Raw genomic sequence first — 17,476 nt, 5'->3', positions numbered from 1 at the left:
CGATGAGTGCGTTAACTGAAGAAGAACAACTGGATAATTTAAAGTCGTTCGGTAAAAAATATGGTTCTGCCATTATTAGCGGGATTTTAATTGCGCTCATCGCCTTTTTTGGATGGCAGTATTGGCAGAAAAAAACACTGGCCGAAAATCAGGTGCGTACTGCAAAAGTCCAGCAACTGATGGATCAGGCACAGGCAGCTGAGTCAAATCCAGATGCATTAATTAATTTATATGCTTCAGCAGATAAAATTACCAAAGATGCACCCGATTCAGTACAAGCTATTCAAACTGAACTGATGTTGGCCAAAGTAGCGTATGACAAAGCAGATTATGCTGCGGCAGAAAAGTCGTTAAAGAAAGTTGAAAGCTCTAAACTTAATGATGACGGTTTGTTGCAACTGGTCAAGCTTCGTTTGGCGTATGCACAACTGGCACAAAATAAATATGATGATGCTTTAAAAACATTGTCTGCGGTCAATGATCCTGCATTTAAAGCGACAGCAGATGAAGCTCGTGGCGATATTTACGTCGCGAAAAAAGACATTGCGTCTGCGCAAAAGGCATATAAAAGTGCATGGGATGATTTGTTAAAGCGCAAACAAGAGCGTCAAATTTTACAAATTAAACTCGAAAGTGTTGGCGTTTTAGTAGATGATCCTGAGATTGAACGCCCGATTTTAGACACACAGGTGGATAAGTCTTAATGGATAAGAAAATTACGCTCCCGTTTGCACTTGCTTTAGTTACAGCAGCTTTAGTAGGTTGCTCTAGTAATAAACTCAAGGTTGAAGAGCCAAAGCCAAATCCTTTGCCAAAGCTTGCTCAGGCGAAAACACTGGTTCCTGTGTTTTCACAAGGAGTGACCTCAACTGATAAAGCAGATCCATTACGCTTACAACTCGATTCTGACAATGGTGTGAACTTTATTGTCAATCCTAAAGGCGAAGTGGCTGCTTATCGTGGTAAGCAACGCCTATGGCAAACCCGTGTGAGCAAACGTGGTTTAACCTCTGGAGTGGAAGCCAAAGAGGGCGTGGTACTGGTGGGTAATGCGAAAGGCGAATTATTTGCACTGGATCAGGCAACAGGTCAACAAAAGTGGCGCGCGCAATTGAGCGGTGCCTTATTGAGCCCATCCCTTATTCAGGAAGGACGTGCCATTACCATTGCCAATGACGGTACGGTATTTGCGCATGATGTTGCCACTGGGCAGCAGGTTTGGGCATACAAAATGCCAAATGTGCAATTTAGCCTACGCGGACAACCTTCTCCAGTTTTACTTGATCCACGTACGGTATTGGTCGCATCAGCCAATGCTTATGTATATGCCATTGATATCATTAGTGGTGTTCCACGTTTTCAGCGTCGTGTTGCGGTCAGTGAAGGACGTTCTGATGTTCAGCGTTTAATTGATATTGATGGTGACCCTGTGGTTGCAGGCCAGTTTTTGGTTACAACCAGTTATCAAGGTCAAGTCACTGTGATTGATTTAGCTGCACAACAAGTGGTGTGGAGCGAAGATGCCAGCAGCAATAAACGTGCTGAGGTCAGCAATGACAAGGTCTTTGTTGCGCAAACCGATGGTAAACTTGTGGCATATAATCTCACTACGGGCGAAAAAACATGGGAAAGCGATGTGCTATTACATCGTGAACTGAGTAATCCTGTGATGTTAGGTTCTGACTTGGTGGTGGGTGATCTGGATGGTTATTTACATCTGATTAATCCAGACAACGGACAACTTGTAGGTCGCTCTAAGACCAATGGTGAAGTGCGAACTTTACGTGTCGTCGAGAATCAATTGTATGTATCGACACGCAAAGGTGAATTTACTGTTTGGCAAAACCGTTAATTTTAGACGGGCTTGTGTTAAACTAGTCATTCGCGAATACTTTGCTTTAAATTCGTCGGGGTGTTTGAATATTGCATGTTCAAAGCCCCGTTGTTTTTTATTCAGGTCTTTGACCTAAAATCCTCCTTATTATTTCCTTGTTCATGCCAAAATGGCTGATCTTGAATGTAGGTTAATTTATGAAACCCGTTATTGCGCTCATTGGTCGTCCAAATGTTGGAAAATCAACGCTATTTAACCAGATTACCAAGAGTCGTGATGCACTTGTCGCCGATTTTGCGGGGCTTACCCGTGACCGTAAATATGGTGATGCCGTTTACCAGAATAAGTCGTTTATTGTGGTGGATACTGGTGGTATCGGTGAAAGTGAAGCGGGCATCGATGCTTACATGGCGGAACAATCGAAAACCGCTATTCATGAAGCAGATATTATTATTTTTGTGGTGGATGCACGTGCAGGGCTTTTGGCTTCTGATGAACAAATTGCGCGTGAAATCCGCAGCTTGGGCAAGAAGGTTTATTTAGTTGCTAATAAAGTCGATGGTGTACACGCTGAAGCAGCCGTAGTCGAGTTTTATAAATTGGGCTTTGGCGAACCGATCCATGTCGCAGCCAGTCATGGTCGTGGTGTGGCACAGATGCTTGAAGATGTGCTTGAAGATGTGCCTGAAGATGAAAACCCAGAAGAACATGACAAAAATACAGGACTAAGACTTGCGATTATTGGTCGTCCGAATGTCGGTAAATCTACTCTGGTCAACCGTTTGTTAGGTGAAGAGCGTGTAGTGGCATTTGATGAGCCTGGAACGACACGCGATTCAGTTTATATTCCCTACGAACGCGATGGTCGCCAATATACCTTGATTGATACCGCAGGGGTGCGTCGCAAAGGTAAAGTGGATGAAATGATTGAAAAATTTTCAATCGTAAAGACACTACAGGCGATTAAAGATGCCCATGTGATTGTTGTGGTTTTGGATGCTCGTGAAGGTGTGGTTGAGCAAGACCTACATTTGATTGGCTATGCGCTTGAAGCAGGTCGTGCCATGGTGGTTGCCATTAATAAATGGGACAACATGACTGAATATGATCGCAAGCAATGTAAACTCGATGTTGATCGTCGTTTTGATTTTATTCCTTGGGCAAAAGTACATTTGATTTCTGCATTGCATGGTACGGGCGTAGGTGAGTTATATCCATCGATTCATCGTGCTTACGATTCATCGCATTTAAAAGTATCCCCTGCAAAATTGACTCAAATTTTAAATGATGCGACTGAAGCGCATCAGCCACCGATGATTAGTGGTAAACGTATTAAAATGCGTTATGCGCATATGGGTGGACAAAATCCACCGACCATTGTGATTCATGGTAATAAAGTCGATAAAACACCTGCGGATTATCGTCGTTATCTGGAAAATGTGTTCCGTAAAGTTTATAAGCTTGAAGGTACACCTGTACGAATTGACTTTAAAACATCTGAAAATCCGTTTGAAGGACGTAAGTCGCAAATCGATGAACGAGTGGCTGCACGTAAACGTCGTTATATCCAGAAATTTAAGAAAGCTGAGAAAAAATTTAAACGTTAATCAGTTTAAATATTTCAAACCCCGAGCTTGTTTCGGGGTTTTTGCATTTTTAGACACTGCATCTTATTGTTATTTCAGTTAAAATGTAAATTTTTGTTAATTTGCAGACTGGTGCTATAATTTTGCACCAATTTCTAACACCTTTTGCCATAGGCTCGCATTCAGTATGATCAGATTTCATCTTTCTGCGCTTCGACTGTGCTCTACACTGGATGAGTGTCAGGCACTTGAGTCTTTGCCTGCGATGCAGCGCAGACGACTGTCGCCTTTGGCAAAACTGGCGATGAATGCCGCAATTGAAACTGTGGCACAACAATCAGTTGATTATATTGTCTGGGTGTCGCGTTATGGCGATGAAGCGAAAACATTGGCGATTTTACAGGATGTATTGACCAATCAAACGCCATCACCTACACAGTTTTCAACTTCGGTGCATAATGCGATTGCAGGTCTTTATTCCATTCTATGTAAAGATGACACGGTGTCGACGAGTTTAAGTTGTGGCTGGTCTGAGGCCATGTTCGAAGCTTATGCCCTTTTAAATAGTCAGCCTCAAATTAAACAGGTATTAGTGGTTTTTTATGAGGCATCCTTGCCTAAAATTTATCAGGATCAACAAGATTTTCAGCCATTTGCTCTAGCAACGGTATTGAGCTTACCTCATGCCAATGTTGAGTTCAGTGCATTTGAGCAGACTCAGCATATAGATGCACTCGACTTTTATCATTTTTGGCAAGATGGGCAGCAAACAACATGGCTAGGATGGCAAAAATGTTAAGTCAGACATCATTTAAAGCCAAGATGAATTATATCTGGCGCATAGGGGCGACAGGTTTTAGTTTTGCCAGTTTTGGTCTGGGTGGCATTGCGATTGCGACAGTGGTGGCACCATGTGTAAGTTTGACTGCACGTGATCAAGCGACTCGCCAGCGACGTGCCCAACAGGTGATTCGGACCAGTTTCAAAGGCTTTACCGAAATGATGGTCAAGTTAGGCATTATGACCTATTCGGTGGACGGTCTGGAAAAATTACAGCAAAGCCGACAAGAGTTGGTGATTGCCAATCATCCGACTTTAATTGATGTGGTGGTGTTAATTGGTTTGATGCAGCAAGCCAATTGCGTGGTCAAACAGTCACTCTGGTCGAATCCTTTTACACGTGGTCCGGTGCAGAGTGCAGGTTACATTTTAAATGCAGGATCTAATCAATTTATCCATGATTGTGTGACACGCTTGCAGCAGCATGAGGCTGCCTCATTGATTATTTTTCCTGAAGGAACCAGAACACAAAAACATGAACAGATCAATCAGTTCCAGCGTGGAGCTGCCAACATTGCGATTCGTGCTAATGTGCCGATTCGACCTGTGTTGATTCGCTGTACGCCCACCACCTTAACCAAAAATGAAAAGTGGTATCACGTTCCTGCACAACCCTTTCATATCGAAATCAAAGTTCTGGATGCCATCCATATTTCAGAGGTACTTTCTGATTTGACGGTCAGCCCTAAAAATGTCCGTATTTTAAATCAGTATTTACATCACTTTTTTAAGCAAGAGTTATCTAAATGAGCAATTTGGCCAACCAATTAAAACAAATGATTATTGATGTTTTAGCCCTTGAAGACATCACTGTTCAGGATATTGATGATCAGGCACCTTTATTTGGAGAGGGCTTAGGGCTTGATTCAATAGATGCTTTAGAGTTGGGGCTTGCCCTCAAGAAACGTTACAACATTCATTTAAATGCTGAGTCGGATGAAACCAAACAGCATTTTCGCTCTATTCAAAGTCTGGTGACTTTGGTTGAAGCACAACAACAAGTATAAGAGGACAATACGATGTTAAGTCAGGAACATATTCTTGCTACTTTACGTGAATGGATGCAGGATTTATTTGAAATTGAACCTGAAACAATTCAACTTGAGTCCAATCTTTATTCGGATCTGGATGTCGATAGTATTGATGCGGTGGATTTGATTGTAAAAATTAAAGAATTGACAGGTAAACAAGTGAAGCCTGAAGACTTTAAAAATGTCAGAACAGTGCATGATGTTGTCACTGTTATTCAAAATATGACGGCTTAATGAATCACATTTTTAAATGGATCACGGCGATCTTTTTCATCGCCTATCCCTTTATTGTGGGCTGGAGTCTGGCGCACGGTCATTTTTGGGCTGTCAGCATCTTGTTGATTGGTCTGGGGCTGTTGCGTTTAATGTTCAAGTCCAATGGATTATTGTGGCCACTTTCGATGTTTGCGATTTTATGTGGCGGTTTAAGCATGATGCTCAATGATCAAGTATGGCTTAAATTTTATCCTGTGCTGATGAGTCTGGGGGCTTTGGGAATATTTGCATCGACGCTCTGGCGACCACCTTCCATGATTGAGCGTTTTGCGCGAATCATGCAGCCCGATTTGCCTGAGTCAGGAGTACGATGGACACGAAAAGTCACCATACTATGGTGTGGTTTTTTTCTGTGTAATGCATTGATTGCTTGGTGTACGATTGTCTACGCCTCTACCCAGATTTGGGTGCTGTATAACGGTTTTATTTCTTATGTCCTGATGGGCATTCTTTTACTTGGTGAATTTATTTTAAGAAAGCGCCAGCAGCGTTTGAACAATAATGATGAACAACTCCTTTAATTTTTTTATTCAGTCACAGCAGACCCTAGCCATTACCGCCGAGCATCAGCATATTTCTTTTGCTGCATTTTGGCAGGATGTTTCTCAGCAAGCGCAAATGATGGCATCGCGTTCTGAGCGCATATTTGCCCTATGGCAACAGGACAGTTATGAATTTTTAGTGCTGTTATTTGCAGGACTTCAGGCAAAAAAGACCATTTTATTAGCTCCGCATCGGGTGGCAGAGCTTGAACAAAATTTAGCTAGCCAAAATATTTACTTTTTATCACGTCAAATTTTGACTGAAACCACCAGTCAATTCGTACTCGATTTGAGTGAGGATTTTATTCATCATGCACGAATTGATTTTTATACTTCTGGCTCAACAGGCGAGCCAAAACGTATTGAACGTACTTTGTTGCAATTGTTGAAAGAAGTGCAGGGGCTTGATCAGACCTTTGGTCTGACTGAACACGTTATTGCACTTGCCACTGTAAGCCATCAACATATTTATGGAATATTATTTAAAGTACTTTGGCCGTTAGTGAAGGGTCGAAGTTTTTATAGTCCGCAGTTGGCGTTTCCAGAAGATGTGATTGCCATGCAAAAACACTTTGCCGAAATGGGACTTGAGAATTATCTGATTTCAAGTCCTGCTGTGCTTAAAAGATGGACTTCAGCGTTGGCATTTGAAAGTTGTCAGGCTATTTTTTCTTCTGGCGGTAAACTGGAAAGTGGTGTTCGAGCATCCATTCATCATTCGATTACTGAAATTTTAGGAAGTTCAGAAACAGGTGGAATAGCCTATCGAACAGTCGATGACAGTGCATGGCAAACTTTTGCCGATGTTAATATTGAAATTGAGCAACAACTTTTAAAAGTACAAACGCAACATGCATTTACTACGGATTGGATTGAAACTGGTGATCTGGCGGTCTGGGAAAATCCAAGCAATCCAGAATTAAGATTTAAACTGTTGGGCCGTGCAGATCGACTGATCAAGCTCGAAGAAAAACGGCTTAGTCTGGATGCAATTGAACACAGCATTCAAAGCTTGCCAGAGATCAAAAATTGCCACGTGCTTTTAGTGGAACATGATCAGCGTGAGTTATTGGCAGGTATTGTGGTGCTACATGATGATGCACGCCAGCAATTACAACACATAGGCAAAGCAGCATTTGTATCTGGGATCAAACAGCAACTCCATGAAAAATTGGAAACAATCGCAATTCCTCGGTTATGGCGATTTTTAACCGAACTGCCACAAAATACCCAGTCCAAATTGGATAAACATTATTTAAAACGTTTGTTTCAGCCGATGTTGCAGCCTGTAATTTTGTCACGGTTGCAAACAGATGAGTTTTATCAAATGCAACTGGAATTTACCCCTGAGCTCTTATGCTTTAAAGGGCATTTTCCCACTCAGCCAATTTATCCCGGTGTGGGGCAGATTGGATTTATCCAGAGCTTTGCCAAACAAATCTGGGCAGATCTGGACTGGTGTAATGGCTATGAACAACTTAAATTTCAGCATTTGATCCAGCCTTATCATGTGCTTGAATTAAAGCTGACACGCAAACAGCATAAAGTCAGTTTTCAGTTGTCTGATTTACAACACAGCTTAGCATCAGGTCGTTTACTATTTGCTTTGAAAGATATGGAGACAGCCCAATGATGCTAGCGTATGGTTTTGTCATCCCTGTATATAATCATCCCCATTATCTTGATGCATTAGTTAAGACTTTAAACCAGTATGACTTACCGATCATCGTGGTCAATGATGGGAGTGATGCTGAATGTACCCTGCAATTAAGGCATTTAGATCAGGCTTACTCCCAGCTTCACTTAATAGAGCATGAGCATAATCAGGGCAAAGGTCAGGCGGTGATGACAGGGCTGAACTATGCAGGTCAAATCGGACTCAGCCATGCCTTGCAGTTAGATGCCGACGGACAACATCACTGGGCAGATATTGATCAGTTTTTGCAATTATCCAAACAACACCCAGATGCAGTGGTGATTGGGCAACCAGTCTTTGATCAGTCTGTGCCAAAAAAACGTTTATATGGACGCTACGTTACGCATGTCTGGGTCTGGATTAACAGTTTGTCGTTTGCAATTAAAGACAGCATGTGTGGTTTTCGGGTGTATCCTTTAGCCCCCACTTTAACGCTGTTACAACAGGCAAAATTTCAGCCACGTATGGGTTTCGACAGTGAAATTTTAGTTCGGCTGAAATGGGAAAATATCCAAGTTATTAATGTCCCAACGCCTGTGATTTATCCCGAACATGGCATTTCTCACTTTCATGTCTGGCGCGATAATTTAGGCATGAGTCGGGCGCATGCACGATTATTTGCAGGCATGCTATGGCGTTTACCTCGACTCCTCAAACAAAACATAAAGGGCTAGAGATGCAGCGTCAATCTTCTCACTGGAGCGATCGTAAAGAGCGGGGCGGATTGGGGCTGCTTAGCTTAGTCCTGTTTTTTTATCGCTTGGGTGGACGTTGGCTATGTAAGCTTATGCTGTATTTTATTATTGTGTGGTACTGGTTATTTGCCGTGTCTGCACGACAGGCGTCACTAGGGTATTTGCGACAGTTGCATCAGTTTGCTGGTACCCATTCTCCATTTTCAAGTTTACCGTCTTGGGCAAATAGTTATCAGCATTTTATTCAGTTTGGTATCAGTATTTTAGATAAGATGGAAGGCTGGCTGGGACAGATTCCTGAGCAACAATTACAGCTTTTTGGTCATGCGCATTTTCAACAAGTCTATCAAAAAGGGGCGCTATTGATCGTATCGCATTTTGGTAATATTGAGCTATTACGTGCGGTCAAATCTGAGCATCCTCAAAAAATTAATGTCTTGGTTTATCAAAAACATGCCACACAATTTAATGCCTTTTTGAAAAAACTGAATGATCAGGCGGACGTAAATTTAATTTCCGTCGATGAGTTAGGACTAGAAACTGCGATTTTACTCGAAGAAAAAATGCAGCAAGGTGAATGGGTCATTGTGGCGGCAGATCGTGCACCTGTGCAATCAAATCGGGTGCAACATGTTGAATTCTTGGCAAAAGATGCTACGTGGCCGCAAGGGGCTTGGATACTGGCAAATTTACTTAAAGTTCCTGTTCTGGCTGTGTTTTGTTATCGACAACAGCAGCATTTTGAAGTGCATATTCATAAAATTGCCGATGCCATCGATTTACCGAGAAATAGCCGTTTAGACGCCATGCAAACTGTAACACGACAATACGTGGCTTTGCTGGAGCAACATTGCTTACGCGCACCTTACCAATGGTTTAATTTTTATGATTTTTGGACAAAATAAATTGAATAACAACTTATTAAACACGGGGATTAAACAATTCATTACTGTAGGAATTGAACCATTAAGCATTGAAGATGTGGTGCGTGTCGCACATGGGCATTATCGCGTTGCCTTACCGCAACAAGCCGCATGGCGTGACTTGATTCAAAAAGGCGCGGACTTTCTGGATGAATTATTAGTACAGGAAGGCGTGATTTATGGCGTCACCACGGGTTATGGTGATTCCTGCCTTGTACAAGTGCCGACCCACCAAGTCAATGAACTGCCGTTGCATCTTTCTCGTTTTCATGGCTGTGGTTTGGGCAAAAATCTGGATCTGATCACGGCACGTGCAGTGGTGGTCACACGATTATGTTCATTGGCTCGAGGCTATTCAGGCGTTTCACTGACATTATTAGAGCGTTTGGTTTGGTTACTCAATGAAAACGTAATTCCTGTGATTCCATCCGAAGGCTCGGTCGGGGCAAGCGGTGATTTAACGCCGCTTTCTTATATTGCAGCGATACTAGTGGGGGAGCGAGAGGTTTATGACCACGGACAAATTGTGCCTGTCCAGCAGGTATATGCAGAAAAAGGCATGCAAGCTTTAACCTTGCGTCCCAAAGAAGGTTTGGCAATGATGAATGGCACAGCCGTCATGACGGCAATCGCCTGTTTAAATTATAAACGTGCCGAACAGATTGCAAATAGTGCAACGCTGATCACCGCTTTAAATGTTTTAGCACTCGAAGGCAATCCAACGCATTTTGATGAAGTGCTGTTTGCACAAAAGCCACATATGGGACAACAAAAAATTGCAGCACAGCTACGTGACTGGTTACAAAGTGAAGTACAGACTGCCCACCAAAGTCCACGTTTGCAGGATCGTTATTCCTTGCGCTGTGCACCGCATGTGATTGGGGTTTTTGAAGACTCGAAAGTTTGGTTGCGTCAGTTTATTGAGAATGAATTGAACTCCAGTAATGACAATCCTTTGATTGATCCTCTCAACTTGCGTGTTTTACATGGTGGGCATTTTTATGGTGGACATATTGCACAAGCCATGGACAGTTTAAAAATCATGATGGCCAATATTGCAGATTTACTGGATCGGCAGTTGGCGCAACTGGTGGATCATAAAATGAATCATGGTTTACCACGTAACTTAACTGGTGCAACAGCAGAACGTTTACCTTTAAATCATGGTTTTAAAGCAGTACAAATTGGTGTGTCTGCTTGGACAGCCGAAGCACTGAAACAGACTTTATCTGCCTCGATTTTTTCACGCTCTACCGAATGCCATAATCAGGATAAAGTGAGTATGGGAACCATTGCAGCACGTGATGCCGAACGCGTGATGGTACTCACCGAACAAGTGGTTGCAGCTTTATGCTGTGCCAGTGTGCAGGCGATTCATTTAAAAGGTTTGAGCCAACAGCTTTCCCCAGTGCTGAGCGCCTTTATGAACTGGACTTTACACAGCTTTGCACTGGTGGTAGAAGACCGACCATTACAAACTGAATTACAACAGATTGTAGATCGTTTTGCCAATTTTGAACTGTCTAATACAGACTGGATGCTGCAACAGGAGCAAATCTATGCATGCTGAAGTCGTGATTGAAGTGCCTTTTCATGATGTCGATATGATGAACGTGGTCTGGCATGGGCATTATCTTAAATATTTTGAAATTGCGCGTTGTAAGCTTCTGGATCAGTTTGATTATAACTATATGCAAATGCAGGCTTCAGGCTATGCATGGCCTGTGATTGAAAGCCATGTGCGCTATGCGCAGGGTATTCAGTTTGAACAAAAAATTCGGGTACGCGCGATTTTAAAAGAATGGGAAAATCGTTTAAAAATTGATTATCTGATTTTTGATGAGGTAACAGGAAAACGGCTGACCAAAGGCTATACCACACAGGTTGCTGTTGAAATTCAGACACGTGAAATGTGTTTTCAGTCTCCGCAAGTTTTGTTGGATCGTCTACATGCATGGTCTGAGTTTCAAGCTGTAGAGGTGAGGAAATAATCATGGTTTTTATTTTCAATCGACAAGCAAAAAGGCTTGGCTTTGCCATTTTTGCGATACTGTTATTGAGCTGGAGTTGTTCAATCAACACAATACAGGCGGCTTCACCACAGGCCGAGCAAATTTTTAAACAGCTTTCCCAAACAGCACTGGTACGCGCCAAATTTGAACAGCAAAAGAAACTGGCTTCACTACAGAAAACTTTTATCTCCAATGGTGAGGTGGTTTTTTCCAAAAATAATGGCGTACTTTGGCAGTTACAGCGTCCAGTTCAAGCCGATCTTGTGGTCACGCCAAAAAAACTGGTGCAAAAAACCGCCAAAACCATGAGCCAACTAGATGTCACTCAGTCGCCGTATGGTTCAGTAGCGACTTTATTTTTACAACTGATGTCGGGTAATTCAGCCTTATTGGATCAACACTTTACGATCAGTAAAACCAATATCACAGCGCAAGGTTGGACAATGAGTCTGCGTCCAAAAAGTAACTTATTTAAAAAGTTATTTGTTCAGGTCGATGTACAGGGACAACAGTATGTGAATCAAATTGTCATTGCAGAACAGGGCAACAACACAACCACTCTTCATTTTAGCCAGCAACGCGCTCAACCTACGGCACTGACCAGCAATGAACAAGCACTTTTCCAATTGGCAAAATAAATGCAGCGTTGTCTGGCTGATCATACTGATACTGATCAGTTTGTTTATGGGCGTAGCATGGCTTAAACAAGATATTCATATCCAGACCGATATTTTTGCGTTATTGCCAAAACTAAATCAGGATGCTGATTTAGCCAATACGCAGCACTATGTCAGTGAGCAATTGAATAGTAATGTGTTCGTGGTGGTGGATGCCAAAAATAATCAGCAGTTACAACAGGCCACTGATTTTTTGCAACATGCAGTTGGACAGAGCTCGGTGTTTGAACCGTTGCAGGCACAGGTCGATACGGAACAACTCGGGCGAATTTTATATCAACACCGTGCAGGATTAATCAGTCAGCAGGATCAGCAGTTACTTGATCAAAAGGACTATTCAAGTTTGACTGAAAAAAGCCTGATGCAATTGTTTACGCCGGGTTTACCAGTCAGTGCAGAGAGCTTAAAACACGATCCTTTTATGCTGTTTAGCCGTTATTTGCTTGGGGTGAGTCAATACGTACAACACAACAATGTACAGCTAGAAAATGGTTTTGCCACCATTCATGATCCAGATAAAATTTCACGTTTGTTTAGTCTAAAATTAAAACACAGTCCTTATAGCATTGATTATCAGGAGCAAACCTCAGCATGGATCAGGGCGACTCAACAGCAGTTGGCCACTATGCAGGTGCAGAGTCATTGGACTGGTACATTATTATTTGCAAACTACGGCACACAGTCTGCCCAAAAAGAAATTTCAACGATCGGTTTGGGGTCAAGTCTGGGACTGATTTTATTGGTCTGGTTTGGTTTTCGCTCATTAAGACCTTTATTGACTGAGTTCGTTGCGGTTTCTACTGGCTGTTTAGTGGCATTTGCTGCGACACATGGGCTATTTGGTGAAATCCATCTGATGACCTTGGTGTTTGGCGCAAGCCTCATTGGGGTCTGTGTTGATTTTTCTTTTTATTTTATGGCGATGCAATCGCAGCATCGTAACATTTCAGGTTTTGACGTATTAAAACCTTTATTGCCAAGCCTGTTTATGGGCTTGATGACCACCGTTGTGGCTTATGTGTTTTTAAGTTTTACTCCTTTTCCGGGGTTTAAACAGATTGCGGTGTTTTCGATTGTAGGTCTGGTTTCGGCTTGGGTCACCAGTATTTTATTATTGCCACGCTTACCCGCACTCAATGCCGAGCCAGCCATTCAGCGTTTAAAATGGATTGGCGAGTTTAGAATCTGGTTTCAACAACATCGGTTCATTCGTTATATCAGTTTGCTGAGTATTGTCTTGATTGGGACAAGCAGTTTATTTTTCTTAAAGACCAATGATGATATTCGTAATCTGCAAAGTATAGATCAGACCTTAAAGCAGGAAGATCAGTATGTGCGCGAACGTTTTATGGGGCAACAGGGCAGTGATTATTTTGTGGTGCGAGGGAAGACCCCTGAACAAATGCAAGCCCATGAGCAAGCTTTAATCCAAAAGTTGCAGGTTTTACAGCATCAAGATCAGCTCACGAGTTTTCAGGCCTTAGGACAATGGATTCCCACTCAGCAACAGCAGCGGCATAACATTGCCGCGCTTCAGGCGATTCCTGAGTCTGCTCTACAGCAGTACGCCCAGAATATGGGGCTGCCTCTCAATGAGCTAACAGCTTGGCAGCAACAATTGAATACTTTGCCATTATTAACCTTACACGACTTTAAACAGCATCCATTGGCTTTTTTACAGGTGCATGCCAATGAGCGTTTAGTCCTTTTAAATGGAATTAAAGATGTTCATGCTTTAAAGCAGTTGCAAAATGAACAGGTGATTTTGCAGCAACCAATGACCCAATTGTCAGATTTATTTAAGCAACATCGCTTACAGGCACAGTATTTATTTGTCTATGCCCTCATCGCGCTTGCGCTTGGTTTAAGTGTGATTTATGGCTGGCGATCTATTGTACCCTTAGTGATGCCAGTCAGTCTGGCACTGCTCAGTACCTTTGCGATACAGGCTTGGTTGGGCGTTGAACTGAATTTATTTAGTATTATGGGCACATTTTTGATTGTTGGAATTGGGGTGGATTATGCGATCTTTTATCGGCATGGCCATGACCATCCTCAAGTGGTGGGCACGGCCTTATTTTTATGTATGATATCGACTTTGCTGGGCTTTGGTTTATTATCGCTCAGTCATACTTATGCCATTCATTGTTTTGGTTTAACGGTACTGTTTGGGGTCATTTTTTCATTTATTTACGCCACCTTGTTTACGCCATCGGACGAACAACATGGGGTGATTTCACATTATCAGTCAAAGAGCTGAAATTAAAAAGGTCATTCAGCCATGCAAGAGATGCAACAAAATACGATACAACAAACAGATGTGATGATTATTGGGGCAGGACCATCGGGCAGTTCAGCGGCTGCTTTACTGCGTAAAAAAGGCTTTAAAGTCACCATCATTGAAAAGCAGCATTTTCCGCGTTTTTCGATTGGTGAGTCCTTATTGCCGCAGTGTATGGTGTTTTTAGAAGAAGCAGGTTTCTTAGATACCGTGTGTGAACACGTTGAAAAGTGTGCCTTTCAGTTTAAAAATGGCGCCGCATTTTTACGTGGTCAGCAGCGTAGCTTTTATGATTTTACCCAGAAGTTTAGTGCAGGACCGGGAACCACATGGCAGGTTCGTCGTGCTGATTTCGATCGATTATTGGCCGAGCAGGCGCAAGCTTTAGGGGCAGAGATTCGATTTGGCCATGAAGTGATTGCAGTCGATGTTGAGACTGTTCATCCTATCTTAACCATTCGTTCTGAACAGGCTGAGGTCTACCAATTACAGGCCAAGTTTTTATTAGATGCCAGTGGTTTTGGACGGATTTTACCTCAATTTTTAAATCTGGAATCGCCATCCAATTTTCCTGTACGCCGTGCGTTGTTTACCCATATTGAAGATGGTATTGGCAACAATCCAGAGTTTGATCGTCATAAAATTTTGATTACGGTACATGACAAAGATCATCGTGCATGGTACTGGCTCATTCCCTTTGCCGATGGACGTAGTTCTTTTGGCGTGGTTGCTGAGCAGGATTTTTTTGATGCTTATTTGACTGGAAATGCTGAACAGGATCAAAACGAGGTTTTGTTGAAGCGGATTCTGGCGGATGATATGAGTCTGTCCAACGTTTTAGCTCAGGCCAAGTTTGATACGCCTGTGAGAACTTTGGTGGGATATTCAGCCAATGTGAAACATTTGGCACAGTCGAATTATGCCTTGTTGGGCAATGCTGGCGAATTCTTGGATCCGGTATTTTCATCTGGAGTGACCATTGCACTGAAATCATCGAGTCTGGCGATTCCACTGGTGGAGCGCGTACTTCATGGTGAACAGGTCGATTGGTTGACTGAATATGAACAACCACTACGTCAAGGAATCAATGTATTTCGTGCTTATGTAGAAGCATGGTACACAGGCGAGTTTCAGGATGTGGTTTTTTCCAGACATAAAAATCCAGACATTGAACGCATGATTGCATCACTTTTAGCAGGTTATGCATGGGATATGCAAAATCCGATGTATAAAAATGCCAAAAGACGTTTAGCAACATTGGCTGAATATTGCCGAGAAGCACTGCCACTCGAACAGGCATTAGGAAACTAATATGCGAAACATTTATATTCTGCTATTGAGCGTTATATTGATGACAGTCACAGCTTGTCAACAGATGATGCCTAAAGCGGCTGGGCTGGCGTTTCCTGCATGGCAGCAACAGAAATATCAGCGTCAGGATCAGGTTGAGGTGCAATGGCGTGGTCAGAGTTTTAGTTTTCTACTGTATCAACAGCAAAAAGGGCAGATACTGGAGTTGATTGCATTAAGTCTGACAGGGCAGCCGTTATTTCAAATTGAGTATGATGGACAGCATATTCAGGTCAAACAGCGTATAGAACAAATGCGCTTATTGCCTTTTGAGTTTTTGGTGCGTGATATTTTATTGGCCACATATCCTGATTTTTCCCAACAACAAGCGACGATCAATCCTGCGCTTATTCAGGATCAAATCTATGCAGCAGGTGGAGAAATTTATATTCAAAAAAAATTGGTTTTAAAGATTCAATATCTATCTAAAGATCAAATGGAGCTTGAGAATGTACAGGTGCCTTATCAGATGACGTTTTCACCGATTGAAAATACTTTGCAGTCCAATCAATAGATAAAATTATGCAACAAAAACAACATTCTTCTGCTGTTGGCATTCAACTCAGTTGCAGTCTTTCAGCGTTGGGACATAGTCCACAACAACTGCGTGAGCAGCTCAGCTCAGCAGAAACGAGCTTATCCTTACAGTCTGGTTGGCTGCCAGAACGTTCAGTTTGGGTCGGGGCTTATACCGGAGCCATGCTGCCACATTTACCCGACCGCTGTGGCGCAAGGACGTCTCGGAATTTACGTTTTGCAGTGACGGCTTTACAGCAAATTGAAAAAGCCTTGCATAATTTAACCGCAGACATTCATCCAGCGCGTTTAGCAATCGTGATGGGAACATCAACCTCAGGCATTGCAGACAACGAGCCGCTTCTGGCTGAATATTTTCAAGGCAAAACTGACGTCGAGATTGATCACCATAAACAGGAAATGAATGCATTGGCCAAAGGCTTGCAGGCCTATCTGGGTTGGCAAGGTGTGGCATATACCATTTCGACTGCATGTTCATCCAGTGCCAAAGCATTTATTGCAGGACAACGACTCCTCAATGCAAATCTTGCTGATGCGGTGTTAGTGGGGGGCGTCGATACCTTGTGTCGTTTGACCTTAAATGGTTTTGATAGTCTGGAAAGTTTATCTGACACTATTTGTCAGCCTTGTGGTTATGAACGAGATGGCATCAATATTGGTGAAGCCGCCAGTTTATTTTTACTGACTCGAGAGCTTGCACCCGTCATGTTGATAGGCGGCGGCGAATCGATGGATGCATGGCATATCTCTGCACCGCATCCAGAGGGTTTAGGTGCAGCTCAGGCGATGCAACGCGCGTTGCGAGATGCCAAATTGCAAGCTGATCAAATTGATTATTTAAATTTACATGGTACCGCGACACCGCAAAATGATGCGATGGAAATTAAAGCAGTACGTCAGGTGTTTCAAGATTATCCTGTTTTAATCAGTAGCACCAAACATAAAACTGGACACTGTCTGGGGGCTGCGGGTGCAGTCGAAGCTTATATTTGCCAACAAGTGTTGCTCGATCAGACATGGTTACCCTTGCATCAGCAAGGTGAAATTGATCCAGAGCTCGCCGATCAAAATTTTGTGAAACAAAGTCATGTCCCGAAAAACATGAGTGATCAGCTATTAAACTATGTGATGAGTAACTCTTTTGCCTTTGGTGGCAGTAACGTCAGTTTGATTTTTGGAACCTGTTTACCATGAAA

18 protein-coding genes are annotated in these 17,476 nt (G+C 42.6%); all 18 read left to right on the top strand.

The window, feature by feature from the left end; genetic code table 11:
• Positions 1 to 2: 2 nt before the first annotated feature.
• The 18 genes from E0D95_RS07885 (at position 3) to E0D95_RS07800 (ending at position 17,474) form a co-directional block, all read left to right on the top strand.
• Positions 3 to 704 carry a YfgM family protein gene (locus tag E0D95_RS07885; protein WP_130803359.1) on the top strand — a complete coding sequence of 234 codons (702 nt, stop codon included), beginning with the start codon at positions 3 to 5 and terminating at the stop codon, positions 702 to 704.
• The gene (gene bamB / locus E0D95_RS07880) at positions 704 to 1,852 is read left to right on the top strand and encodes an outer membrane protein assembly factor BamB (RefSeq protein ID WP_130803358.1); all 1,149 of its coding nucleotides are present in this window, start codon (positions 704 to 706) and stop codon (positions 1,850 to 1,852) included. The genes E0D95_RS07885 and bamB overlap by 1 nt, the downstream gene beginning before the upstream one ends.
• Before the next feature lie 179 nt (positions 1,853 to 2,031).
• Positions 2,032 to 3,441, top strand: a complete 1,410-nt coding sequence (gene der / locus E0D95_RS07875) for a ribosome biogenesis GTPase Der (RefSeq protein WP_130803357.1) — start codon at positions 2,032 to 2,034, stop codon at positions 3,439 to 3,441.
• Positions 3,442 to 3,607: 166 nt separating this feature from the next.
• Positions 3,608 to 4,219 carry a beta-ketoacyl synthase chain length factor gene (locus E0D95_RS07870; RefSeq protein ID WP_130803356.1) on the top strand — a complete coding sequence of 204 codons (612 nt, stop codon included), beginning with the start codon at positions 3,608 to 3,610 and terminating at the stop codon, positions 4,217 to 4,219.
• Positions 4,213 to 5,010: a lysophospholipid acyltransferase family protein gene (locus E0D95_RS07865; protein ID WP_130803355.1), complete on the top strand. Its 798-nt coding sequence runs from the start codon at positions 4,213 to 4,215 to the stop codon at positions 5,008 to 5,010. Before E0D95_RS07870 ends, E0D95_RS07865 begins: the two co-directional genes overlap by 7 nt.
• Positions 5,007 to 5,267, top strand: a complete 261-nt coding sequence (locus E0D95_RS07860; RefSeq protein WP_130803354.1) for a phosphopantetheine-binding protein — start codon at positions 5,007 to 5,009, stop codon at positions 5,265 to 5,267. Before E0D95_RS07865 ends, E0D95_RS07860 begins: the two co-directional genes overlap by 4 nt.
• Before the next feature lie 12 nt (positions 5,268 to 5,279).
• Positions 5,280 to 5,525 (top strand): acyl carrier protein, encoded by a 246-nt coding sequence (locus E0D95_RS07855; RefSeq protein ID WP_130803353.1) that lies wholly within the window; start codon positions 5,280 to 5,282, stop codon positions 5,523 to 5,525.
• Positions 5,525 to 6,088 carry a COG4648 family protein gene (locus tag E0D95_RS07850; RefSeq protein WP_130803352.1) on the top strand — a complete coding sequence of 188 codons (564 nt, stop codon included), beginning with the start codon at positions 5,525 to 5,527 and terminating at the stop codon, positions 6,086 to 6,088. The genes E0D95_RS07855 and E0D95_RS07850 overlap by 1 nt, the downstream gene beginning before the upstream one ends.
• Positions 6,072 to 7,742 (top strand): ApeI family dehydratase, encoded by a 1,671-nt coding sequence (locus E0D95_RS07845; RefSeq protein WP_431830745.1) that lies wholly within the window; start codon positions 6,072 to 6,074, stop codon positions 7,740 to 7,742. The genes E0D95_RS07850 and E0D95_RS07845 overlap by 17 nt, the downstream gene beginning before the upstream one ends.
• Positions 7,739 to 8,479, top strand: a complete 741-nt coding sequence (locus tag E0D95_RS07840; RefSeq protein ID WP_228258840.1) for a glycosyltransferase family 2 protein — start codon at positions 7,739 to 7,741, stop codon at positions 8,477 to 8,479. Before E0D95_RS07845 ends, E0D95_RS07840 begins: the two co-directional genes overlap by 4 nt.
• Before the next feature lie 2 nt (positions 8,480 to 8,481).
• On the top strand, positions 8,482 to 9,405 hold the full coding sequence (locus tag E0D95_RS07835) for a lysophospholipid acyltransferase family protein (protein WP_130803350.1): 924 nt from the start codon (positions 8,482 to 8,484) through the stop codon (positions 9,403 to 9,405).
• Positions 9,386 to 10,993, top strand: coding sequence for an HAL/PAL/TAL family ammonia-lyase (locus E0D95_RS07830; RefSeq protein ID WP_130803349.1), 1,608 nt, complete (start codon positions 9,386 to 9,388; stop codon positions 10,991 to 10,993). Before E0D95_RS07835 ends, E0D95_RS07830 begins: the two co-directional genes overlap by 20 nt.
• Complete coding sequence (locus E0D95_RS07825) at positions 10,983 to 11,414, top strand: acyl-CoA thioesterase (protein WP_130803348.1); 432 nt, start codon at positions 10,983 to 10,985, stop codon at positions 11,412 to 11,414. The genes E0D95_RS07830 and E0D95_RS07825 overlap by 11 nt, the downstream gene beginning before the upstream one ends.
• On the top strand, positions 11,414 to 12,073 hold the full coding sequence (locus E0D95_RS07820; protein WP_431830760.1) for a LolA family protein: 660 nt from the start codon (positions 11,414 to 11,416) through the stop codon (positions 12,071 to 12,073). Before E0D95_RS07825 ends, E0D95_RS07820 begins: the two co-directional genes overlap by 1 nt.
• Positions 12,042 to 14,372: an MMPL family transporter gene (locus tag E0D95_RS07815; protein ID WP_130803346.1), complete on the top strand. Its 2,331-nt coding sequence runs from the start codon at positions 12,042 to 12,044 to the stop codon at positions 14,370 to 14,372. The genes E0D95_RS07820 and E0D95_RS07815 overlap by 32 nt, the downstream gene beginning before the upstream one ends.
• 21 nt (positions 14,373 to 14,393) lie before the next feature.
• Positions 14,394 to 15,704 carry an NAD(P)/FAD-dependent oxidoreductase gene (locus E0D95_RS07810; protein ID WP_130803345.1) on the top strand — a complete coding sequence of 437 codons (1,311 nt, stop codon included), beginning with the start codon at positions 14,394 to 14,396 and terminating at the stop codon, positions 15,702 to 15,704.
• A gap of 1 nt (position 15,705) precedes the next feature.
• Positions 15,706 to 16,257: a DUF3261 domain-containing protein gene (locus tag E0D95_RS07805; RefSeq protein ID WP_130803344.1), complete on the top strand. Its 552-nt coding sequence runs from the start codon at positions 15,706 to 15,708 to the stop codon at positions 16,255 to 16,257.
• Positions 16,258 to 16,265: 8 nt separating this feature from the next.
• The gene (locus tag E0D95_RS07800) at positions 16,266 to 17,474 is read left to right on the top strand and encodes a beta-ketoacyl-[acyl-carrier-protein] synthase family protein (protein ID WP_171478537.1); all 1,209 of its coding nucleotides are present in this window, start codon (positions 16,266 to 16,268) and stop codon (positions 17,472 to 17,474) included.
• Positions 17,475 to 17,476: the final 2 nt, after the last annotated feature.

The organism is Acinetobacter ihumii, from assembly GCF_900625095.1.
Classification (GTDB): Bacteria; Pseudomonadota; Gammaproteobacteria; order Pseudomonadales; family Moraxellaceae; genus Acinetobacter; species Acinetobacter ihumii.
Note: the sequence above shows the minus strand (reverse complement) of the source record. Positions and strands in the feature narration are given on the sequence as shown.